This window comes from Saccharibacter sp. 17.LH.SD (assembly GCF_009834805.1).
Classification (GTDB): Bacteria; Pseudomonadota; Alphaproteobacteria; order Acetobacterales; family Acetobacteraceae; genus Saccharibacter.
Genome location: NZ_WVHO01000002.1, coordinates 1 through 23,321, shown reverse-complemented (window position 1 = coordinate 23,321; position 23,321 = coordinate 1). Strand labels below are relative to the sequence as shown.

15 protein-coding genes are annotated in these 23,321 nt (G+C 49.2%); 3 read left to right on the top strand and 12 right to left on the bottom strand.

Annotated elements, in window-relative coordinates:
• The 3 genes from pstB to pstC are packed head-to-tail and all read right to left on the bottom strand — an operon-like array spanning position 1 to position 2,645.
• Positions 1 to 804, bottom strand: a complete 804-nt coding sequence (gene pstB / locus GS501_RS00725; protein WP_160829988.1) for a phosphate ABC transporter ATP-binding protein PstB — start codon at positions 802 to 804, stop codon at positions 1 to 3.
• Between the two features lie 18 nt (positions 805 to 822).
• Positions 823 to 1,644 carry a phosphate ABC transporter permease PstA gene (pstA, locus tag GS501_RS00720; RefSeq protein WP_237442350.1) on the bottom strand — a complete coding sequence of 274 codons (822 nt, stop codon included), beginning with the start codon at positions 1,642 to 1,644 and terminating at the stop codon, positions 823 to 825.
• Positions 1,645 to 1,700: 56 nt separating this feature from the next.
• Entirely contained in the window at positions 1,701 to 2,645 is a 945-nt protein-coding gene (pstC, locus tag GS501_RS00715) for a phosphate ABC transporter permease subunit PstC (RefSeq protein ID WP_160829986.1), read from the bottom strand.
• Positions 2,646 to 2,888: 243 nt separating this feature from the next.
• Between pstC and GS501_RS00710 the strand changes: the two genes are divergently transcribed.
• Positions 2,889 to 5,402: a glycosyltransferase family 2 protein gene (locus tag GS501_RS00710; RefSeq protein WP_160829985.1), complete on the top strand. Its 2,514-nt coding sequence runs from the start codon at positions 2,889 to 2,891 to the stop codon at positions 5,400 to 5,402.
• 66 nt (positions 5,403 to 5,468) lie between these two features.
• Positions 5,469 to 5,957: a DNA starvation/stationary phase protection protein Dps gene (gene dps / locus GS501_RS00705; RefSeq protein WP_160829984.1), complete on the top strand. Its 489-nt coding sequence runs from the start codon at positions 5,469 to 5,471 to the stop codon at positions 5,955 to 5,957.
• An 81-nt stretch (positions 5,958 to 6,038) separates the two neighbouring features.
• Here dps and GS501_RS00700 read toward each other — a convergent pair whose 3' ends face one another.
• The 7 genes from GS501_RS00700 to GS501_RS00670 form a co-directional block, all read right to left on the bottom strand.
• Positions 6,039 to 6,509, bottom strand: coding sequence for a hypothetical protein (locus GS501_RS00700; protein WP_202405250.1), 471 nt, complete (start codon positions 6,507 to 6,509; stop codon positions 6,039 to 6,041).
• A gap of 47 nt (positions 6,510 to 6,556) precedes the next feature.
• A complete protein-coding gene (locus tag GS501_RS00695) occupies positions 6,557 to 7,786 on the bottom strand; it encodes a glycosyltransferase (protein WP_160829983.1) in 1,230 nt (409 codons plus the stop codon).
• Positions 7,787 to 7,814: 28 nt separating this feature from the next.
• Positions 7,815 to 8,780, bottom strand: coding sequence for a hypothetical protein (locus tag GS501_RS00690; RefSeq protein ID WP_237442348.1), 966 nt, complete (start codon positions 8,778 to 8,780; stop codon positions 7,815 to 7,817).
• A gap of 129 nt (positions 8,781 to 8,909) precedes the next feature.
• Positions 8,910 to 11,846 (bottom strand): glycosyltransferase, encoded by a 2,937-nt coding sequence (locus tag GS501_RS00685; protein WP_160829982.1) that lies wholly within the window; start codon positions 11,844 to 11,846, stop codon positions 8,910 to 8,912.
• Between the two features lie 7 nt (positions 11,847 to 11,853).
• Positions 11,854 to 13,638, bottom strand: a complete 1,785-nt coding sequence (locus GS501_RS00680; protein ID WP_237442347.1) for a tetratricopeptide repeat protein — start codon at positions 13,636 to 13,638, stop codon at positions 11,854 to 11,856.
• Positions 13,639 to 13,648: 10 nt separating this feature from the next.
• Positions 13,649 to 15,166: an HlyD family type I secretion periplasmic adaptor subunit gene (locus GS501_RS00675; RefSeq protein WP_160829981.1), complete on the bottom strand. Its 1,518-nt coding sequence runs from the start codon at positions 15,164 to 15,166 to the stop codon at positions 13,649 to 13,651.
• Positions 15,163 to 17,388, bottom strand: coding sequence for a peptidase domain-containing ABC transporter (locus GS501_RS00670; protein WP_370517889.1), 2,226 nt, complete (start codon positions 17,386 to 17,388; stop codon positions 15,163 to 15,165). The genes GS501_RS00675 and GS501_RS00670 overlap by 4 nt, the downstream gene beginning before the upstream one ends.
• 335 nt (positions 17,389 to 17,723) lie before the next feature.
• Between GS501_RS00670 and GS501_RS00665 the strand changes: the two genes are divergently transcribed.
• Positions 17,724 to 19,193 (top strand): protein adenylyltransferase SelO, encoded by a 1,470-nt coding sequence (locus GS501_RS00665; RefSeq protein ID WP_160829980.1) that lies wholly within the window; start codon positions 17,724 to 17,726, stop codon positions 19,191 to 19,193.
• A gap of 73 nt (positions 19,194 to 19,266) precedes the next feature.
• On the opposite strand, the gene GS501_RS00660 is transcribed toward GS501_RS00665, so the two are convergent.
• Complete coding sequence (locus GS501_RS00660; protein ID WP_160829979.1) at positions 19,267 to 19,791, bottom strand: invasion associated locus B family protein; 525 nt, start codon at positions 19,789 to 19,791, stop codon at positions 19,267 to 19,269.
• Between the two features lie 66 nt (positions 19,792 to 19,857).
• The coding region (locus GS501_RS00655) for an autotransporter outer membrane beta-barrel domain-containing protein (RefSeq protein WP_160829978.1) at positions 19,858 to 23,321 on the bottom strand (3,464 nt) is incomplete at its 5' end.

Here is a 23,321-nt window from a genome sequence, read left to right as displayed (position 1 = left end):
TTATCCAAATCTACCCGTGATATAATCCTGGGTTTGTTTCTGACGAGGGTTTGTGAAAATACGATCCGCCGTATCCACCTCAATGAGCCTACCCATATAGAAAAATGCAACACGATCCGCACAACGTGCGGCCTGCTGCATGTTATGAGTCACAATCGCAATCGTGAATTCCTCTTTAAGCTCATCCAACAACTCCTCAATACGTGCTGTTGAAATCGGGTCCAACGCTGACGTTGGTTCATCCAAGAGCAGCACTTCTGGACGCGTTGCAATACTTCGTGCAATGCATAACCGCTGCTGCTGCCCACCTGACAGCCCTGAAGCCGGTGCCCTCAGACGATCACGCACCTCATTCCACAGCGCAACCCGTGTCAGTACGTCTTGCACACGCTCATCCATATCCGATTTACTCAAACGTTCATGCAAACGAACGCCAAAAGCGATATTATCATAAATTGACATTGGAAACGGCGTTGGCTTTTGAAAAACCATACCAATACGAGCACGCAATATATCAAGGCTGACCGTGCGCTCTAGGATATTCATTCCATCAAAAATCACTTCACCTGTCGCACGTTGACCAGGATAGAGATCATACATCCGGTTAAAAACACGCAACAAGGTGGACTTACCACATCCACTCGGGCCGATCATAGCTGTGACCTGACGTGCCGGATAATCGAGCATAATATCATGCAGAGCATGATGATTGCCGTAATAGAAATTCAGATCTCGTACAGAAAGCGCCGCCTCTGCATCAGCACTAGAACCATTTTCAGGTGACGTCGTCAGGCCAACATTCATGAATATCTATCCCCTGAATCAACGGCGAGCAGAAAGCCGCACAGCAATATTAATGAGCAACACACCAAATGTAATCAACAACGCGCCAGTCCACGCTAATTGTACCCAGTCATCATAGGATGCCCCTGCATACTGATAAATAGCGATAGGAAGACTTGCCATCGGTTTGTTAAGATTCGACGACCATGTTTGATTTCCCAAAGATGTAAAAAGCAATGGCGCCGTCTCACCACCAACACGAGCCAAAGCCAATAAGATACCTGTCAACACCCCCTGACGTGCCGAGCGGAGACAAAGTGATAAAATCACGCGCCATCGTGGGGCGCCCAGCGCCGCTCCAGCTTCTCGCATCGCTGTTGGAACAAGGCGCAGCATGTCTTCTGTTGTGCGTACGATGACTGGCACGGCCAAAACAGCCAGAGCGACAGACCCAGCCCAACCAGAAAAATGCCCCCACGGCACGACCACTAATTGATACACAAAAAGACCAATCAGAATGGAAGGCGCTGACATCAAAACATCGGAGACAAACCTCACGACATCAGCAAAATAATTCGTTTTCCGTCCATATTCTGCCAAGTAAATACCGCAAGACAAACCCAACGGAACAGCAATCAACAAAGCCACACTCGTCTGAATAATGCTTCCTAAAATAGCATTACCCAACCCACCTCCAGATCCTGGAGGCCCCATTCCGTGTGTAAGGGTTGCCCAACTGATGCCCACCAAACCACGGCTGAGAAGCGTCCAAAGAATGGAGAGTAAAACCACAACCAACACAGCGCCGGCGACAACACTCATCCAGGTTGCGAGACGGTCCATATGGCGTCGTCTATTCATACGTCTATCAGGCCGCCAACGCGCTAATCTCTCAGGAGCTGCCTGTGATGATTTACTCATTTCCGCCCCCCACGCAGAAAGCGCGCTAACACAAGGCTCGCACAGGAAAACAACATGAGAATAAAGCCAAGAGCCATAAGCGAAGAAAGCCGTATGGATCCCGCTGGACTCTCTGGAAACTGAAGAGCAATCAAAGACGCAACCGTGCTCCGAGGCGCAAAAAGAGACCATCCAACAACAGTCACATTACCAATCACGAATGTCACCGCCATGGTTTCACCCAAAGCACGCCCCATTCCTAACACGATAGCCCCTACCATACCATTCCGAGACCAAGGCACGATGATCTTACGCATTACCTCCCAGCGTGTTGCCCCTAAGCCATAAGCACTTTCGCATAACATCGCAGGGACAGATCCGAACACATCGCACATCACGGCTGTCATAAAAGGCGCAATCATCACCGCAAGAACAATACCAGACGTCATAAGGCCCGTACCAACGGGTGGACCTGTCAACAACGACCCCACCAATGGGACATGTCTCAAGTGGTGATTGAAAAAAGGCTGCAATACACGTGCGATAAAGGGAACAATGGTAAAAACCCCCCACATGCCAAAAATAATCGATGGCACAGCAGCAAGAAGCTGCACCGCCGTTCCCACCACAGCAGAAACACGAGCGGATGCGATATTTGTCAGCCAAAAAGCCGTACCAAAAGCAAGAGGAACGGCCAGAATAAGCGCAATAGACGCACTTACTATAGTGCCCAGCAACGGCGCTACAACACTATAGTGATCCTTCACAGGATTCCACACAACACGGTCAAAGAAAGAGAGACCAAATGTCGTAAACGCTTGCCACCCTCCGGTAGCCATTAATACAATAAGGCCACCCAGGGTTAGCAGGACGACAAAAGCGCCACCCCAAAACAACCAGTGGAAAAAAATATCGAAGTCGAACTGACGTTTCGAAGATCGTGGCACGGGAGCCATGCTCATGGTTCGGAACCTTGTCGTTTCAAGAGCCAGTGAGCAACAACCCACCGGAGCACCTCTTCGTCGTGCATTACCCTCCCGATGAATAAAGGACAACCATCTTGCATGGTTTTTCACAAAACCGTAACGGGAAAGACACAAGAGACGAACAGCTCTGTTTCTGTCTATAGTCTATAAAAGCTCTAAATTAACCTGATCTACTCTTTTCCGATGCCTAATACGCCCTCATCCTTGTAGGAGACATTTGTGACGCAGCAGTCTTCCCCACCCCGCAGCCCATTCCATGGACATGTTGAAAGCTTTTCGAACGGCATTATCCGCGGTTGGGCCATAAATTTGGAAGAAAATAGCTTACCGGTAACGCTGCATCTCCTAATCGACCGTCAAGAAGTCATGCAGGTAACGTGCGATCTACCACGTAACGATGTGCGTGATGGTTTGAACGTCTCTTCCAACAAACTGGGGTTTGACATTTGCTTACCAAAAAAAATATTCGACGATCGCCCCCATCAGGTGGCTCTCCGTTTTGCCGATCGTTCTGTGCTTCCACTCCCAACATTAGAGGATCCAGAAATTCTTGGTGAAACGGTCCTCTTCCCCGGTTCTGTTCCCGAAGAGTTTCGTAGTTTCTTAGACGGCGTTAAAGACGATGTTCTCCGTGGCTGGGTTATGCGCCGTTCTTCTCCCTACGATAATTGGCAAGGATGCCTCGTTGTCTCTGCAACCGTTGATGGCATCAAACTCGGTTCAGCACGCGCCAACATCTATCGAGCCGATGTCTCTGAAGCTCTCAACTGTGACCCTAATTGTGGTTTTGAAATTCCATTGCCGCGTCATTTATATGATCGCCAACCCCATACATTCCATGTCAGCGTTGAGCCCGATCACACCGAATTAGCCGGCAGCCCCCTGACGACGTCTCTTGTGCATAATATGCTTGAGACACGTCTCATAGAACTCGAAAACTCTATCGGCCAACTTTACCGCAGCCTCACCTCCATCCGACGTGAAGTCAGCGACTTAATCCCCAAGCGTGCTCCAAATCTTCGGCACTATGACCGTTGGGCCCAGCGTTACAACACACTACTTGAGGAGAAAGTTGCCACACAGCGACGTGCCATCCCCTTAAAAAAAACGCCACTCATCTCAATATTGTGCCCAACATGGCGACCCGCCGAAAATGACTTTCGCGCTGCACTCGACTCCATCGTGCATCAGACTTACCCTCATTGGGAACTCATTCTCATTGATGACGGAAGTAAGTGCGCACGCACACAGGAAATCATTCAGGAATATTGCGCGCTCGATCCACGTATTCAGGCCATAATCCTCGAAAAAAACCAAGGAATAGCTGAAGCAACAAATGCTGGCTTACGAAAAGCCAACGGTGCCTATATCGTCTTCTTTGACCATGACGATCTTTTAAGCCCTGTAGCGATCGAAGTTATGACACGCGCAGCTTTACAGCATAAAGCAAAACTCATTTATTGTGACGAAGATAAAATAGATGCTGCTGGGCACTTACAAGAACCAAACCTCAAACCTGATTATGATTACCGTTACTTGCTAGGCTGCAATTATATCTGTCATTTGACCATGATTGACGCTGCAACAACACGAAAAATTGGTTTTCTCGACGCACATTATGATGGCGCTCAAGACCATGATTATGTTTTACGCTGCACCGAACTCTTAAAGGAAACGGACATTCTTCATGTCCCAGAGATACTTTACCATTGGCGTAAGACTCCGAACTCCACCGCAGCCCGTATCACTAATAAAGGCTATGCCATTACCGCAGGGATTTCGTGTGTAACTGATCATCTAAACCGCAAAAAACGCCCAGCGGACGTTACATCCATAGACCATCTCAGCCTTTATAAAGTCGCTTGGAAAATACGCCGCTCGCCTTCAGTGGATATTATCATCCCATTTCGTGACCAAGTCGAAAGCACACGTCGCTGCGTGGAATCGCTCCTCACGCATGTACGTTACAAAAAATTTCGCATCCTTCTCATTGATAATTTCTCTATTGAACCTGAAACATTCGAGTTCCTAGAACAAATCCAAAAAGATGACCGCGTTTCTATCATGCGTGTTGAAGAGCCCTTCAATTTTGCGCGCCTCAACAATCTTGCAGCAGCCCAATGTGAAAGCGATTTCCTGCTTTTCCTCAATAACGATGTTTATATCACGCAAGAAAACTTTCTGAGCCTTATGATCGCCGAAGCGCTCGCACTCCCTAAAATAGGCGCTGTCGGGGCTCGGTTACTCTACCCTAATGCCACCATCCAACATGCAGGTGTTGCCGTTGGACCAGATGTTATTGGTGTTCATGTCCACCGCGCTCAACCGCATGATGCCTATGGCTACGTTGGTCGAATCCGTCTCTCTCATGAAGTTACAGCTGTCACGGCAGCCGCTATGCTCGTGCGTCGTGACCTCTTTCATGAACTTGGAGGATTTGATGAAGCTCATTTGAGTATCGCCTATAACGATGTCGATCTTTGCCTCAAAATACGCCAGAAAGGTCTGAAAATTATCTACTGTGCTGATGCTGAAGCAGAACATCATGAAAGTTTTTCACGCGGGACAGACAATAAACCAGAGAATGAACCGCGGTTTTTTCAAGAAACACAAACAATGATTGAACGTTGGAAGCACTTTCCCCCTTTCGAAAATGATCCCGCATACCCACATTACTTCAGGAAAGACCACCAGACCTTCTTTGATCTTCGCGATCCCGAAGAACTCTGGTAGAGTAAATCTGTAGAAATTCTTCCCCTTGTTAAAATTGACAAGGGAGTTTGCAAGAGGAGAGACCTCATGTCTAAACTTTATGCTACTCAAAACAATACGCCAGACAACACAAAGGCTGTCTCTATTGAGACGCTTAACGCTCGTTTGGCTGACCTCATTGACCTTGCTCTCATTACGAAGCAAGCTCACTGGAACCTTAAAGGCTCCCACTTCATCGGCGTTCACGAAATGCTTGATGGCTTTCGCACGGCGCTTGATGGTTTTGTTGACACAACAGCAGAACGGGCTGTCCAGCTTGGCGGCACAGCGCTAGGAACCACTCAAGACGTCAGCGCTAAGTCAAGCTGCCCACCATACCCAACGAAGATCCACACGGTTCTAGACCATGTCAAAGCGCTTGCTGAGCGTTATGCAATTGTTGCTAACAATGTTCGCGCTGCCATCAAAACCACAGCAGAAGCAGGTGATGATGATACAGCAGATATCTTCACAGAGGTATCTCGTGGGCTAGACAAAAATCTTTGGTTTCTTGAAGCACATCTTCAAGAGAAATAAGCATCTTGTGACGAAGTCATCAAAAAAGGAGTGCAATTTAGATTGCACTCCTTTTTTGTAACAATACTGATTCACTCTACATTAGAGGGACAAAGCGAGATGTTCCCGTGCAAAATAGAAAGGATCTTCACGAAGCACATCTGCAACCTTACGCCCGTCTGGAAGAACATCATCGGTTTCAGGCACAAATGTAGAAAGCGCCTCATCAGCCGCCGATACCCCTTCTCCAGAAGGTTGGCTTTTGTCTGTAGGACGCTCACGCGACAGACCTTCTAGGACAAAGCGGACACAATGACGAAAATCATCTTCCACTAAAGGTCCCGGTGTCGCGCCACGATAACGCTGAACAACCCAGCCTTGCGTCAACTCCTCTAAGCTGCCCCACTCTCCATCAATAGTGCCTAAAGCCCTTTGAGCCAACGTCTCAATACTTGCGCGTGCTAACTGATCTAAATCATCAGCCGATAATTTCCGTGGGGGGGTAGAAGGAGTCTTCTTAACCACCCAGCTTTCAACTAAGGACCGTAGCGCTGGTAGAACTTCAACAGACATACTCGCCTCTCTTCATCATTTTCCACATGTAAAAACAACCAATGATCTCACCGCCGGTGCACACTGTCATCAATCAGTTTTTCATATTGTGCTAAATACGACTGTAAATCGAGCTTCTCCTGAGCATCTGCACGAACACGCTGCTGTAAACGACGTGCCAACGCCCGATCCTCGAGTAATTCTAACACACCTTCTGCAATCTGTTCAGGTTTCAAACACGAAACAGTTAATGCATTAACTCGATTATCCAACAATTCTCTAACGGGTGCTGTATCACTTACCACCATCGGACACCCGATCGCCATCGCCTCACGCAAAGACCACGACAAAACAAAAGGATATGTTAAATAAACATGAGCATCTGAACGTTGCATGAGACGGATTAAGACTTCATGCGGTTGCCAGCCAATAAAATGGATACGATCCAAATCCAGCTTGCCCTTAAGCTCACGGAGCATAACCTCGCGCCATGTCCCCCCGCCTTCTGGAAGACGACCATAGCTCACGCGATCCCCTCCAACCAATATCACACGAGCATCTGGACGCGCTTCTAAGATACGCGGCAACGCGCGCATAAAATTGTGGAACCCTCGGTAAGGTTCCATATTTCGCGCTACATACGTGATGAGCTTCTCATAAGGTTGAATATGAACATCACCCACCGTCAAAACACGCTTCATAACGGACGGATCGGGCCGGCACACAGACAAATCGACTCCCTCAGGAAGCAAATGAATATTTTTATGCGCCCATTGTGGATATGAATTTCTTTGGAAAAACGTCGGCGTTTGCCCATATCCAGGAAGCGCTAAGGCTTGGTGGTTAATGGCATTTTTCAACCGTACAAAAGCGGGAACCGTTTTATCTGATAGCAGAAACTCTGGATCAAACCCAACATCCTGCCCGCTTACCTGATAATAAAACTCAAAATAACCGAGAACCGGAACATCTGGAAAAACATCCCCTATATTAAGAAGCTCCCCCCAGCCATGATGGCCTATAATGATATCAGGGACATAACCAAGATTCTTCAGAGAGAGAGCCAGGCGAGCAACAACCTCCGCACGACGCACCGCATGGTCAAACTCCACAAGAGCAGAATGCATCGCCGAAGGAGATGGAGTGGGCGGGTCGTACAGCACACACCGAACGCCCGGAAGCTCTTTCTTCATATAGGACGTAATAAACACAATTTCATGGCCACCTTGCTGATGAAGATGGCGCAAAAGATGTGAATATTGCGCAGGAAAAGTCTGATGAACAAAAAGATACCGCACAATCCCGCCTTTAACGCTTCAATAATGATCAGCGGCGACGAGAGCGGGAATTCCGTTTTGACGCAGATTTCGAAACCGCCTTTTCCGCTGTTTTGCTCTGTGAATCACTATCCTGCGTTTCAGACGCTTTCGGCGTTGTCGCTTCAGCCTTCGCTGGAATCAGTTCAATACGAAAAGCTTCCAATGGGGCGAGGCTCTCTGCCTCTAACGCATCATCAGCCCCATCAACTGGGCCTAATCGTGTTCCATCCGTAAAGGTCGCGCTAACACGCAAACTCCATTGAGACGCGGCTTCCCCTCTCAGACGAACACGCAACCCGAGAATAGGGAGTGACATCCCACGAGAGCCACAAAACTGTCCCCCTTCAACCCAAGGAGAAAGCCATCCACGCCCTAAAACAGCCTGGTACTCAATATCATTTGTCGTAATCCGGTCCGTGTTAATCGCAAAACCTTCAACCCAGAGCTGGCTTCCTGGCGTCCCAACCCATTCTCCGAAAGACTGTTTTACATCACCATGGCGTTGAACATGAGCGACAATATCACGTCCCTCTTCCCCGATGACCTCTGCGGAGGCCGATGCCGCAGCTTGTCCCTCCGCTTCCTGGTTCGCATCATAGACTCCACTGATGAGCCTCATCACCTGCAAACGTGGACCTTCTTGAGAACTCTCCGGCTCTTGGTACGTTGTCACCATGACACCAGCCGGCCCCCGACGAACACGCACAAGGGCGGCACCATTCATGCCGCCCATCCATCCGTCAGCTTCAAACGTGCTAATTTCAACGATATCAGAAGACACCCCAGGAGCACGCGTTACCCTCACGCCTGGCAAACCCGATGCACTTGGAGGCTTTTGTCCAGGAGCATGAAATACGCAAAACACCCCAGCATCGAGCATCATAACATGAGCTCCAGCCTTGAGGTCCATTACGCGATTTTGCGCCTGTTCCTGCATTGCTTCAGGCATTTCGCCCCCTTGTTTGCCAGACATACTCTTCCCAATCATTTAACCAGTTGAAGCCCAAAAAGGGAAATAATCTACAGCTTTCGATGCGGCATCATAACATGATTATTATTGTAAATAAATGATATTATTAACTTTCACTACCCTGTGAGCATTTTAACTTTTTCTACGATAATTTAATAAATAAGTAGCTAGGCTTTCTACGGGCATCCCAAGTGGCAACACTTGACCACGACCACTTTCTTTTATGCGTTCTGCCGATGCCCCAATATCAAACCCTACAACTTCCAACCCCGCACGCCAGAGTTCACTTAAAACATAACACCACGTCTCTGGAGCAACAGATGGGACAAACCCGATATCGAGATGCGCTGCTTCAAGCAATGCTTCAAGATCACTCCCCTGATATTCACCCGTTACCCAAATACCAGTAGCCAATAATGCCTCATCATTTGTCGTGCTTCCAATCAATATGATTTCCAAAGGCAATCGTTTACTTTGAATATGCTTCCCCAACTCTAATAAAACACTATAACCTTTCCAACGACCAATTCCTCCGAGCACCCCAATCCGTCGAACAGGGCGCCCATAAGATGGCCGTAAAGGCATTGATAAGAAAGAACCCTCTTCCTCTAAAGGTTCGACAATAATGCCATGGTCTATTGGAATATGGCGCTTTATACGACGTGCTGTATCCATCGTGGGAACAATAACGCGCCGAGCCTCCTCCAGCTCACGCGTTGAACGCTGTAACAGCGCCGGTACTGTCAACCCTTTCTCCAATTGATGGCCCCAACGCATGACACACCGCGTGCACCCTTGAATATCTGGTTCACCGCAATAACGATCCTCCCCGTCTAACAATGAAATACGCGGGCAGAACCAAACATAGTCATGAACAAATATGTCATACGCAACCTCAAGCTCATGATGGAGATGTCTAACCCAAGGCGCATGCCCCATGAGATGGTGCCATTCAATATGATGAATTTTTAACTGCTTGAGTAAACGTATAAACGGTGCTGCCTCAGCCGGGATGGACACTTTAAGGCTAGCCGCTTCACCTAATACCCCCCCATAAACCGATAAATCACACCCATCCTCAGTTGGTTTCAACAAGAAGACAGCAATCCCTTGTTCCAGGTACCGTAAAGCACGCTGTCTTACTGCGTGGACGACCCCCCCACCCGCCTTATGTTTAATCAATAAGACGCTGCAACGTTCTTCTAATGCATAATTTTCGAAGCGTAACCAATCCAGACGCTGCCTTACAGCCTGTAAAGGATCTCTTCTTTCAAACTGATGAATCGCTTTTGTATAACCGGGATACAACGCATTCAATATATTAAGATTACGGACGAGAAGCCCGTGCTTCCCTTCTTTAAAGGAAGCTCCACCATGATGTTTTACATACACATTTGTTGCCGCAACATGCTTAAATCCATGCTGTGACGCCCTCAAACAAAAATCGTTCTCTTCTCCATAACCTTGAGCAAAAATAGCCTCTCTCAGCAAACCTGTTTCAGCCAAACAGGAAGCCGAAATGGCCATACAAAATCCATTCCCAGTAGGAAGCTCTATAAAGGTATGAGGTGATACATCCCGGCATAACTGATCAAGCATACGAGCCTGATAAAGCGGAGGAATAATATTAGGTTCACTGACGGATGGGTACGACGTGAGCCCACCGTCATTTGACATAGGGGTTACTGTCCCTACCTGTGCATGACGTAGCCATCCTCGTAACCGTTCGACCCAATTTGAAAAGACGACTGTATCACTATTGAGTAAAATCACATCGCGTCCGGCACAATAACGCAGCGCGTCATTAACGCTTGCCGTAAATCCCTTATTGGCATCATGACTGAGCAATGTAATGCGCTCGTCCTCTGCCATTTTCTCCAAAAAATCTACTAATCGTTTTTCGGGCGATGCATCATTAACGACAATCACGCCTGTATTCTGCGGTATCGTCTTTAAAACACTTAACAAGCAAGCACGGGTTTCGTGATATGCCCCGAAAACCGGAATAATAATCACACATTCTGCTTGCTGTAACGCAGCTATTTTTTTGAATCTTTTCGGCAAGCTAACAGGAGATAATGCTCTGGGTAGGACACGCTTCCCCGCTATAAAAGCCCCTATTCTTGGATCAAGAGGAGCGCCTAACAAAAGCCGGCCATGCGTGTCTCTTAACGTTACCAACTCACACCTATTCTTCTTAGGAAGATCCACAATAGGCACAGTAAAATAACGCGGTCGATAGAGGGGTCTCTCGCCGCTCATACGATCGGTAATCGTCGGCACCCTGAAAGACGCTCTCCCATCAATATGAACCGATGGAACAAAATCAGGTTCTGCAGGATGCCATAACCACCCACTGACGCTGCCATTCTCTGCTTTTACAAAACCATCACAATAGGTGAGGGATTGGAGGTTAAAAGGACTCCCGAGAACATGCCTCCCTCCTACGCAAACAGATAAACGCTGCCCTGTAGCCCATTCTACACCACAAGAACGCCGAACATATTCAGCAATATGAATTCGTCCTGAAGGGAAAACACCTAGAGCTTGACCATCCCAATATAAGCAAACGGGTTCTGCAGACCTTACCTCCAGCACTCCGCTATTCGATAAACTTGCCCAACCAGGCGTCTTTGCACGGAACGCCAAATCATCCGCAATTGAAGTTAAGCCATCGGATATATGATAGCGTGATAAAGCGTGATGGAGTTTTTTACTCGCCTGGTCAAAATCACCGCTTTGATTAAGACATAATACCTCACCAAAAGCAGCTTCTCGCAAATCAAATTTTTTATGAAGAAATCGAAATCGCGGCAGAGCGATAGCGTTATGCCCAAGCTCAAAAGCGGCCATGGCATAAGCAAACATAACGTTTGATTGATCACCAGAAAGCCTCTCAGCGCGTCCCAACCAAAAGAAACCTGATTCCTTCATTCCCTGATCAGAACAGAAAACCCCACGCTCAAAGGCTATTTCAGCTTGTCGTTTGCGGCGTTCAAACCAGTGTTGACGATCTTCTTCCGTAATCGTCACACCATATCCAAAAAATGGAACTAACTTATTGGCCATGCTCTCCCTAAGACGTTTCCGAGCTCGTCGTATTATTTAGTTCCTCTAATTCCTCTCGAGCTTCGCTCACGTCGCGCGCTGCCGCACGCTCAAGCCAAAGACGCCCTTCCTCTGGATCCATTCGCCCAGCTAAACCGCGGACAAGGTAGCGCCCGACCATCAATTGGGAAAGGCCATGCCCCCTTTGAGCTGCTTTTTGGAAATACTGAAATGCTTTTGTACGATCCATCGGCACATCATGCCCACCACCATACATAGCACCGAGAGAGAACAGCGCATCAATACTCCCTTGATCAGCTGCCTGATGGTAAAGCTCCAATGCACGTGGGTGATCCCGATGCCCTTCGATCTGCCCTGTAATAAGAAACTGTGCGACAGCAACACGTGCTTCCATCATCCCAGCTTCTGCAGCTTTTTCTATCCACGCAAACCCCTGCACAGGATCGGCCTCAACGTCTCCACCTTCGATCAGCATGCGCCCATACCAGTATTGGGCATTCACAATGCCATCGCGCGCCCGTCCCATCCAATAGAGGGCCTTCGCTTTATCACGATCACCACCAACGCCTTGAGCCAAACAAACACCCAAGTTAAAGGCGCCCAGCGGATCGCCACTCTCAGCAAGATTATGGAATCTTTCCTTCAGTGCCGCCTGATCTTCAGGAGATTGCGTTACCCCAGCTAAAATCAAATTCCCAAAATCAGCATCTGCATGACGGTCCCCTCTCGCAGCAGCGATCTGAAACCACTGAGCTGCCTTCTGAGGATCAGCTTCTGTTCCTGTTCCTGTCAAATACAGTAAGGCGAGCGCACGCGTTGCTGCGACATGTCCACCTTCGGCAGCGAGCCGATACCATTTCAAGGCTTCTTCAGGGTGAGCAATAAAATCCTCACCCCGCATGTATAGATCCCCCAGTAATGCCGCTGCATCTGAGTCGTCATTACCAGCAGCACGGCGCAACCACGTCTCTGCCCGCGTTACATTCTTTTCTGCACCCACTCCCTTAAGGAGCATCAATCCATAGCGTGCCTGAGCCGGCGCCACGCCGTGCTCTGCCGCTTTTTCATAATATTTTGCCGCTTGAGATAAGTCACGCCCAACGGCAAAACCCGTCTCGTACATCCAACCTAGGGTGGCACAGGCAGTACCTAAGCCGCCATCAGCTGCTTTATGCAAATAAAGGGAGGCTTCTTTTCGTTGTTCGTCAGTAGACGCTTCCCCGATCAAAATCAGACCAAGACCGAGATGCCCTTGCGCAGCACCACCGTCCGCTGCTTTGCGATACCAATGCCGCGCCTGCTCTGCATCCTGCAGATGGCTAGGGCCATGCGTTAAGACATGCGCGTACAAGGCTTGAGCATCGGCATGCCCTGCCTCCGCCCCTTTACGGGCCCAAATAGCTGCTTGATCAAAATCAGGACGTCGCGGCGCAGCATCCATCACAGGGACAGATAAAGACTCCACCGATTGAAAAGAAGAGCCCGGGTCAAACCCCTCGGGTAAGCCTATTGCGTAGACAGTCGCCAACGTAAAGCAAGCCTTAGGCAGACCAGCCTGCGCGGCACGGTATATCCAACGCGTTCCCTCCTCCAAAGAAGGAGGGACACCACGTCCACCTAAATAAGCTTGCCCAACCTGATACTGTGCTTCAACATTTCCGCGCTTGGCTAACGACGCAAAGATGGAGAAAGCCTTAACAGGTTCACCTTGCTCAAGCCAACGCAACCCACGCGCCAAGCGCCGAACGGATGGACGCAAAGACGCAAAACGTCCTAATTTCATACCCATCATAATCCTTCTATTATGAGGGCTCTCTCATCCCATCCGTCAAGGTTGGTACGACACGACTGAACAAATATTTCATGATCGTCCGTTTTCCGACATCAATATCGGCAGCAACAGGAACACCTGGTGCAGGATGGAAGAATGGCGGCTGCCCATGTAACGTATATTTATCAATCCGCAACCGGACACGGTAAAAGACAGGTGTTCCATCCCCCATCAAATCTTCTGGATTGAGCCCTGCCCGAATATTACTCGATGCAGCCTCATCAGGTAAGAACGTATCCGCACTGATGACTTTTACAGTCGCCTTAGCCCCACCGTATAGATCGTACGGAAAAGCGGCAAATTTCACCAAGGCCCGGTCACCCATTTTGACGAACCCAGCATCCTGTGCCCGCAAAATAGCTTCCATCTCCAATCCACTATCGGTCGGAACCATCGTCATAACACGAACTTGAGGTTCCACAACGGCCCCAACAGAAACTGCCGCTTGAGTCAAAACAATACCATCAGCTGGAGCGCGCAACAAAATCAACCGCTGACGCAAACGCCCCTTACGATACTCACTTTGCACTTCGGCGAGACGACGTTCGCTTTGCGTCAATGACGCATAAGCATCCGCTTTGAAAGACTGAATATAACTCTCACGCGTCGCTTTTAACGCCGACAGTTTGTTTTCCGTCGCATTTGCTGTTTGCTGAGCCGTAATTAAAGAACGTTCAGCATCCATCTGAGCGTCCTGAGACCCCAAAGTGGAGAGACGTGACCCTACTTGTTCTTCTTGCTCGCGGCGTCTCATTTCAAGAACCGCAGACATCACCCGCAACTTACTGGCATACATCGCTGCATTGGCTCGTGCTCCCTGAAGGTCACTCTCCATACTGGCGATACGCTGATCAAAATCTTGAATATGAGCGCGATAATCTTGCTGCCGCCGCAAGAACGCCTCACCCTGCTGGACAGACGCTGGAATATTGATATCAGGTCGGTAAATTTGGCCGGTCGCCTCAGCTTTAAGACGATCTACCTCCGCCTGAAGTGATTCAGACTGTACGACCAAATTATCCATATCCGCTTGTGTCAACGTCGGATCTAAATGTGCGACAACTTGACCCTTTCGCACATAGTCTCCCACATGCACGTCAAGGGATCGTATGATCGCGCTTTCAAAAGGCTGAATAACGAGCGTAGGCTGTGTCGTAATCAAACGCCCTTTAACAGACACGACCTTGTTGATCGGGAAAAATCCCATGGCCAACAGGCTCATAATCAACAGGCCGCCCGTAACCCATACTATATACTGCGCAGATGGTGTCGCTGGGAGATTGACCAAGCCTCGTGTTGGAGAATGGAACTCCAACAATGCCAAGGGCATACCATCAGGGGCAAAAGGGTCTGTTGCCTCTCTTGGAACGTTATGAACCTCATGATGCTGAGGCTGCTTACCAGGGGTATCACCCCCCTCATCCGACTGATGAGCAGAGTGATCGCCCTGATGCTGCTTGTCTTTAGGGTCAATATCTTTTTCACTCATGCGTCGTCTCCTTCAGGAAGGGGACCAGTCGGCATCCCACCATTTGGCATATGGCGATTTTGTTGCAGCCAGAGCATCCTATACACTTCACACCGTTCAAGCAGCACAGAATGAGGAGCGATATCCAACGCTTTCCCCTGATCCATCACAACGATCTGATCACAATTAACCAAAGACGACAGACGGTGAGACACAATCACCATTGTCCGTCCCTTACCAATGCGCTGTAAATTCTCATTAACAAGCGCCTCTGATTCAGGATCCAAAGCAGATGTTGCTTCATCAAGAATCATCAACTTCGGATCAGAAATCACCGCACGAGCAATGGCCAAACGCTGGCGCTGGCCACCAGAAATATTGGTAGAACCTTCCTCAATCCACGTCTCATAACCAGCGGGCATACGCTCAATGAACTCTTCAGCACCCGCCAAACGTGCAGCTCGCACCACGTCATCAATCGTTAAGCCTGGCCGCCCAGCCGTGATGTTGTCTTTAATAGTGCCACGGAACAAGAAGTTATCTTGCAGCACAACACCAAAAGAACGACGTAAATGATGCAAGTTGATCTCTCGAAGATCTATGCCATCTAAACGAAGATACCCTTGATAATTGCGGCTAACCCCTTGAAGCAGTCGCGTAATCGTTGATTTACCAGACCCAGAACGTCCAACCAGGCCGAGCATAGTCCCCGCTTTTACGTCAAACGAAACAGATGACAGCGCTTTTGTTGTGGAACCAGGATAGGAGAAGTCAACATCGACGAAACTGAGTGCTCCCTTAATGACCGGACGCATACCCGTTGTCAGTGCGCGTGTCTCAGTTGGCTGGTTCAAGACCATACCAGCCTCGTTCAACGACACCGTCACTTCGTTGACGGATTCCATCATACGCGCCAAGCTCACCAACGGTGAGGCAACACGACCACCAAGCATCATGAAGGCCATTAGTGCACCACCTTCCATGGAACTTGAATTTGTGAGGGTCAAATACGCCCCCACCAAGATAATTCCACGGTTAATGAACATATTAAGCGGCATGACCATCGTATTGGCCCAATTCGAAATGCGGCCAGCCGCCAAACGCCACTTCACAACATCCGCCGTGCGTTCGTCCCACTCTTCACGACGGGGATTCTCGAGCGCAAGCGTCTTAACGGTACGAATTCCCGCTACAGTCTCGTATAATGTTGCATTACGTTTCATTTCTGTGCGGATTTGTTCCCCCGCCACACGACTAACCGCCGGCAACATAATGACCACAATTAAGCCAATGCCACCAGCCGCAGCTAAAGTCAGCCAGGCCATGGTCGGGCTCATGTAAAACAACACAGGCATAACAACGAACAACACAAACAGATCCAAAAGCGTGTTCAGCAATTGGCCTGTCATGAAATCTCGCACGCGAAATATTGATGAAAACCGCCCTAAAATCTCACCCGCTTGTTGACGTTCATAAAACTCCAATGGCAGGGCAAGAAGTCGATTAAACGCATGCAACGAGATACGCGCATCAAGACGCGTCGTTATCACAAGCGTTAATTCTTGACGGCCATAGCTCAACAAAATCTCGTAAACACTCAAGATCACGACAAAGCCTGTCAACGACACAAGCGTAGCCATGGAGTGATAATTCACCACCCGATCAATCACCTGCATAACGATCAAGGGTGGGAAAAGCTGAAGTATGCTCAAGACCATGGAACTAAAGATAATATCGCGCAAACCTCTTTTTTCGCGCAACACCATCTTAGCAAACCAGGCGAGATCGAACCGCGCATCACCTTCAGATTCATCACGACGTCGCTTGATCAACACGACATCGCCGGTCCAAACCTGCATAAGGCGCAGCTGATCCACAGGGACGGGATGATCCCCCTCTCCTTTGAGAGGGTCACGTAGCCAAACGATTCCCTTTTCTGGGTCCGTCCGCACCATCAAAGCCGCGGAACCATCCCGGAAAAGCAATACAACAGGCGGTGTATTACCCATTTTCACAAGGTACTGCCACCGAAGGCGCATACCCTTCGCGACGGCTCCTTGCTCTCTTAACCATCTCACGATAGTCGCGGGCGATGGAGAAGCCTCCCCCGGTTCAGCGGCAAAGTCCCGAATATCCAGCTCTATCCCATGGAAATGGGCGGCTGCTATGACGGCACGTAACCGGATATAAACCGCGCTGATTTGTTCAGGCTTATCCTTTTCAGGAGAGGGCTGCTGCTCCACAGAACATCCTTACATCATCTTACATACTGCCCTCTACAATAGCTATGTTGAGAGCGAATGACCATGCTTTTCATCACACTATACCTTACATTATTTGTATTTTATGAAATGATCACTCTTATAAATTAATAGAAAAATAACCTTCATTAACTTTATTTCTCTTTGTAGTTCCCTTTTTTCATCATCGTATATGTTTCTAGTAAAATTTCCTTTTGTTTATCCCATTCAAAAATATCCAACTCTGAAAGCACACGAACAGACACGCTCCTCTTCTTTCATTTTTCACACGCCCTTCCTATCTCGATGGAACAGCCTCATAATTTACAGGACGTATCGTGCTTCTTTCTCATCATTATGCTCAAGACCTACCCTCTAATTTCTCCTCTCCTGTTACCCCAAAACCAAGCCCCAATCCCCAGATCATCGCCCTCAATGAACCCTTAGCCTATGAGCTAGGCTTAGACCCTCACTGGCTCCGTTCTGATGAAGGGATTGCTTTTCTCTCTCAAGGGAAGCGCCCTGATCATCTCTCACCCGTTGCCATGGCCTATGCAGGACATCAATTTGGACAATTTGTCCCCTCCCTTGGTGATGGCCGAGCCCTGTTAGTGGGTGAACTTACCAGCAAAACAGGAGAAATGTTTGACCTTCATCTTAAGGGAACAGGGCTAACCCCCTTCTCGCGTGGTGGAGATGGCAAATGTGCACTTGGCCCAGCATTACGCGAATATCTCGTCAGTGAAGCTATGCATGCGCTTGGAATACCGACATCTCGTGCACTCGCTGTCATAACGACAGGCGAAACGATCGAGAGAGAAACCCCTCTTCCTGGTGCCATAATCGCCCGTGTCGCGCGAAGTCACATTCGTGTTGGAACATTTCAATATTTCGCCGCTAAAGGAGACATAAAATCCGTTCAGACCTTAGCTGATTTTACGATCCAACGCTTATTCCCAACCATTCAATTAGACGATCCTAAACGCTACCACGCTCTCCTGACCGAAGTCACACAACGTCATGCATCATTAGTCACACAATGGCTGAGCGTCGGATTTATTCATGGCGTTATGAATACTGATAATTTTACCTTATCTGGGGAAACGTTAGATTATGGGCCATGTGCTTTTTTAGACGTATATGACCCCATGAAGACATTTAGCTTTATCGACCAACACAAACGATATGCTTACGGGAAACAACCTCAAATCGCTCTATGGAATTTAAGCCGATTAACCGAATGTTTGCTGCCGCTTCTTAATGAAGATGAAGACAGCGCCATCCAAGATGCACATTCTATTTTGCATAAATTTGATTCATCCTTTCATCATGAGTGGACTAACCTCTTCAGACATAAGCTCGGTTTTGAAAAGAAAGATGAAAAGGATTTGCAGCTATTAGAGCATTTCTTGGAAACGATCCACAAAGGTAAAGCCGACTTTACGCAAATATTCCGCACAGTTAGCAGTGAAAATGCCGTGTTACATAATGACTATCGCAACGTAAGAGAATGCGTCTCCTCCAACCAAGGATACATTGACTTATGCCAAACAGAAATCATGCATCGCCTGGAAAACGAGACACGCTCCCCGGCAGAACGACTCCGCGCCATGAAAGCAACGAACCCCCGCATCATCCCGCGGAATCACCTCATAGAACAGGTCATTTCTGCAGCCACAAAGGGTGATTTTTCTCCCTTCCACTCACTGCATGCTGCCTTAAAGCACCCCTATGCGGATGGAAACGACGGCTTTGATGCTCCTCCTCACCCCAATGAGATCGTAGAACATACATATTGCGGGACCTAGGCCCCATATACAAAACGTGCCCCTAGGGGCACGTTCCTTCACAACAACCTTACCGATAAGACGCGTTGTTTCCTTACCGCATAACAACATGAGCACGCGCTAAAGCTTGCTGTAAACCATTCGTCGAAAGAGGTAGTTTCATTACCTGCCCTGATATAGATGTAAAAGATAAGGCTGCTTTTTTGCTTTTCACCAGCCCCCCCAATTGTCCTTCATCCAAATCTAACGGCACAACACACCCCTCAGGAAGACACGTTGTAAAGGAATAAATATCCCCCACGGGCAATCCATCTGTAATCAGCGTCATCCCCCGAGGAAGATCCAATCCAAACGGCAATAAAGCTACCCCTCGAATTTGCTCCCCTTGAGGGCGAAACTGAATACTAAAAAATCTCTGCCTTGTCTTACTGTCAAAGGCTTGTTGACTCACAACGCACTGTTTCTTCTCATTCTCAACATGACACGACAAACTCCAGTCGTGATAAGCCTCCGTCAAAGAGGTTGATCCATTAGGAAAGGATGAAGCAGCCTCCGCCCCTTGAGATACGCATAGAGCAAGTGCGCTCATCACGCCCAAGGACAGAATGCTTCGAAACATAAAAACCTCTTTCTCTCTGTATCCAACATAGAAAAGGAGGAGCAAGGGCTCCTCCTTGATCGTTTTTTAGAAACGCATCCGGATACTTGCCCGTCCGCCATTATCATAGGCATGACCAGCATATTGACCTGTGTAGGATAGACGAAGGTCAATCATATCCGTCAACTTAGCCTGCACACCAGCATCGAATAGAGCCGTATCATGTGCCAGCGGTGCACCGTTAATATCCATATCGTTGCTACCCGATACGAATGACTGATGAACAGAAGGCGATGTGTTCCCAAAAGCACGGCGATAAGCAACCATCCCATAAGGGCTGACAATGGTATCGCCAACACGAAGGCGCGTCGCCATTCTGACACCAAATGTGCTGAAACCAACCGAGTTATCAGTACCACGGCCACGCAGCGCTGCATCACCCCCATGCTCTCTGTAACCATTTGTATGCAGGTTGACGTAGGTCATACCGACAAATGGCTCAATCCGTGTCCATTCACCGACCCTGAATCGATAACCGAGTTCAGCAAACAACTGACCCGTGCCACCGATCTGATGATCATGCAGGCGGTCGCTATACCCAACAAAGCCAACATGACGCGTCGTGTTGATGGAGTTCCACGTATAAGAGAGCCCCGTCCGCAGATGGATAGCACCCCAGTGCTTACCTGCATAAGCACCAAACGTCACGTTATCACTGTTACCAGAGGATGAACGTGAACCCACATTCATCATGGAGTGCGTGTATCCGGCAAAGCCACCAACACGCCAGTTATCAACGATCATGCGATCGGCACCCATCAGGAACCCAGCCGTCGAATGGTTCAGCCCAGCTGTGCCGCCAGAGGTAGAGTCATTATGACCCTGCCCACCAAAGGCCTGTCCCCACCACTCTGTGCGGTCAGTCACGCAGCGAGCGTCAACCCATTGACCCGTCCGGCTATCGCGAACACGCGTTCTGGCCCCGTCAGCAATTCCATCACATTCTGCCGTCATCAACCGATCAAATACAGCTTGCCGTGTATAGTAACTGTCTTCGATCAGTGCAGTCCTTACCGAAGCATGAACCTCACCTGAGAGAGAATTCAGAGCCTGTCGAGCCTGGCCACGGTCCTGTATTTGGGCCATCGCCTGAGCCACGTTTGAAGTGTCACCAACAGTATCAAGCGCAAGCCCTGTGTTGACCTCATTACGTGTCTCACCAACAGACGAATAAGAAACACCGTTACGGCGCAGAACAACGTCCAACGCATTCCCGTCAGCCTGATTGTTCGGACTCAATGTCGGGCCGAAGCCGGTCGTATTCTCAGAGGTAATCTGTGGCTTCAAGAAGATATAGTTCTGTTTTGCCTCGACCTTGCTCAAATCACCTTCAATACCACCTGTCGTCTGCACAACACGATAAGGAAGGTTATAGCGCAGTGAAACACCCGTATTAGTCGCAAGATTAATAACGCTCCCGCTTCCAAAACTGGCCTTCCCTGTCACGTAAATGACGCTACCTTCGTGATACGTGTAGCCTGCTGGTGCTACGCGATCACCACTTTGAGCAGCCGCACCGAGATTCGCATTTACGATACCGCCTGACTGCACAACAAGGTTCGTGCCCTGTGGGTTATTTGTCCCAGCAATCGTGAGCTTTCCATTGCTTTCACCATTACCAGCGGAGATGATACCGCCATTCTGCACAGTGACAGCACCACCCAACGTGCCATTCCCAGAGAGTGTCGCACCATTATAGACAGTCGTCTGACCCGTCGCCAAGCTCTGGTTCCCGTTAACACTCAGAGTGCCATGCTCAATGTTTGTAGCACCTGTGTAGCTATTATCCCCAGTGAACGTCGTCGTGCCCGTTCCGAGCTGTGTGAAGGAACCTGTGCCCGCTATTTCCTGAGCCAGAGTCAATGCATTGCTACGGTTAACCGTTAAGTTACTGTCGTTACCATTGAGATAAACACCACGGCTCTGACCAATATCGCCCGTCGAGCCGTTATTGCTGCCAAGCTGCAACGTCCCATTGTTAACCGTTGTTGCACCAGTATAGCTGTTCGTCCCGGTTAGGATCGTCGTACCCTTCCCGTTCTGTATCAGCGAACCTTTACCAGAAATCGTCTGGTCAAGCGCCAACGTGTTCCCACGATCAACCACCAAGCCACTGTCAGCATTCGTCAGGTGAACATTCTGGCTCTGGCCAAGATCACCGGTCAGACCATTATTGGCACCAAGCTGCAATGTTCCGTGATTAACCGTCGTGTCACCCGCGTAGCTATTTGTCCCGGTCAGGATTGTCTTACCCGTTCCGTTCTGTGTCAGCGAACCTTTACCAGAGATCGTCTGACCAAGGGTCAACGTGTTCCCACGATCAACCACCAAGCCACTATCGGCGTTCGTCAGGTGAACATTCTGGCTCTGGCCAAGATCACCGGTCAGACCATTATTGGCACCAAGCTGCAATGTTCCGTGATTAACCGTCGTGTCACCCGCGTAGCTATTTGTCCCGGTCAGGGTCGTCGTGCCTGTCCCGTTCTGTGTCAGCGAACCCGCACCGGAGATCGTCTGGCCAAGGGTCAATGCATTGCCACGATCAACAACCAAACCGCCATCCGCATTGGCTAAGTGCAATGCAGAGCTCTGACCAAGGTCACCCGTTAGACCGTTATTAGAACCAAGCTGCAACGTTCCACGATCAACCGTTGTTGCCCCTGTGTAGTTGTTCGTCCCGGTCAGAGTCGTCGTGCCCGTTCCGTTCTGTGTCAGCGAACCTGCACCAGAGATCGTCTGGCCAAGAGTCAGCGCATTACCACGATCAACAACCAAGCCACTATCGGCGTTCGTTAGGTGAAGCGCTTTGCTCTGGCCAAGATCACCGGTCAGACCATTATTAGCGCCAAGCTGCAACGTTCCGTGATTGACCGTCGTGTCACCCGTGTAGCTATTTGTCCCGGTCAGGGTCGTCGTGCCCGTCCCGTTCTGTGTCAGCGAACCCGCACCGGAGATCGTCTGGCCAAGGGTCAATGCATTGCCACGATCAACAACCAAGCCACTATCAGCATTCGTCAGGTGAACATTTTTGCTCTGACCGAGATCGCCGGTCAGACCATTATTGTTCCCAAGCTGGACATAGCCATTATTGACCGTCGTGTCGCCCTGGTAGCTGTTGTGACCTGTGAGGATCAGACCACCAGCACTCTCCTTCGTCAGACCACCAGAACCCGCAACCTGGCCTTCCAGAACAACTTGCCCATTATTGGTATCAACCGTCGACGTCTTGCTGAGGTTGATATTCACCGCTGACGTGAGATCAGACTTAGACGTCGCTGTGTCGTTATAGGTGTTCCGCTGCAGCGTGCCTCCATTGAGGTTCAGCTCAGCATTCCGCTCATTCGACGCAACCGTAATCGCGTTCGTCTGAACATGTCCTTGCGCATCGCGCACGTCACTCGCTGACAACGTCCCGCCCGTATTGACAGTCACTGTCCCGGTCTTCGCACTCAGAAGCTGATCCGTGCTCGCCGTTCCACCATCCGTTGACG

Bases quoted from the DNA above. Each gene is read 5' to 3' on its own strand.
- pstB (WP_160829988.1), bottom strand. From the start codon at position 804: ATGAATGTTGGCCTGACGACGTCACCTGAAAATGGTTCTAGTGCTGAT.
- pstA (WP_237442350.1), bottom strand. From the start codon at position 1,644: ATGAATAGACGACGCCATATGGACCGTCTCGCAACCTGGATGAGTGTT.
- pstC (WP_160829986.1), bottom strand. From the start codon at position 2,645: ATGAGCATGGCTCCCGTGCCACGATCTTCGAAACGTCAGTTCGACTTC.
- dps (WP_160829984.1), top strand. From the start codon at position 5,469: ATGTCTAAACTTTATGCTACTCAAAACAATACGCCAGACAACACAAAG.
- GS501_RS00700 (WP_202405250.1), bottom strand. From the start codon at position 6,509: ATGTCTGTTGAAGTTCTACCAGCGCTACGGTCCTTAGTTGAAAGCTGG.
- GS501_RS00690 (WP_237442348.1), bottom strand. From the start codon at position 8,780: ATGTCTGGCAAACAAGGGGGCGAAATGCCTGAAGCAATGCAGGAACAG.
- GS501_RS00685 (WP_160829982.1), bottom strand. From the start codon at position 11,846: ATGGCCAATAAGTTAGTTCCATTTTTTGGATATGGTGTGACGATTACG.
- GS501_RS00680 (WP_237442347.1), bottom strand. From the start codon at position 13,638: ATGATGGGTATGAAATTAGGACGTTTTGCGTCTTTGCGTCCATCCGTT.
- GS501_RS00675 (WP_160829981.1), bottom strand. From the start codon at position 15,166: ATGAGTGAAAAAGATATTGACCCTAAAGACAAGCAGCATCAGGGCGAT.
- GS501_RS00660 (WP_160829979.1), bottom strand. From the start codon at position 19,791: ATGTTTCGAAGCATTCTGTCCTTGGGCGTGATGAGCGCACTTGCTCTA.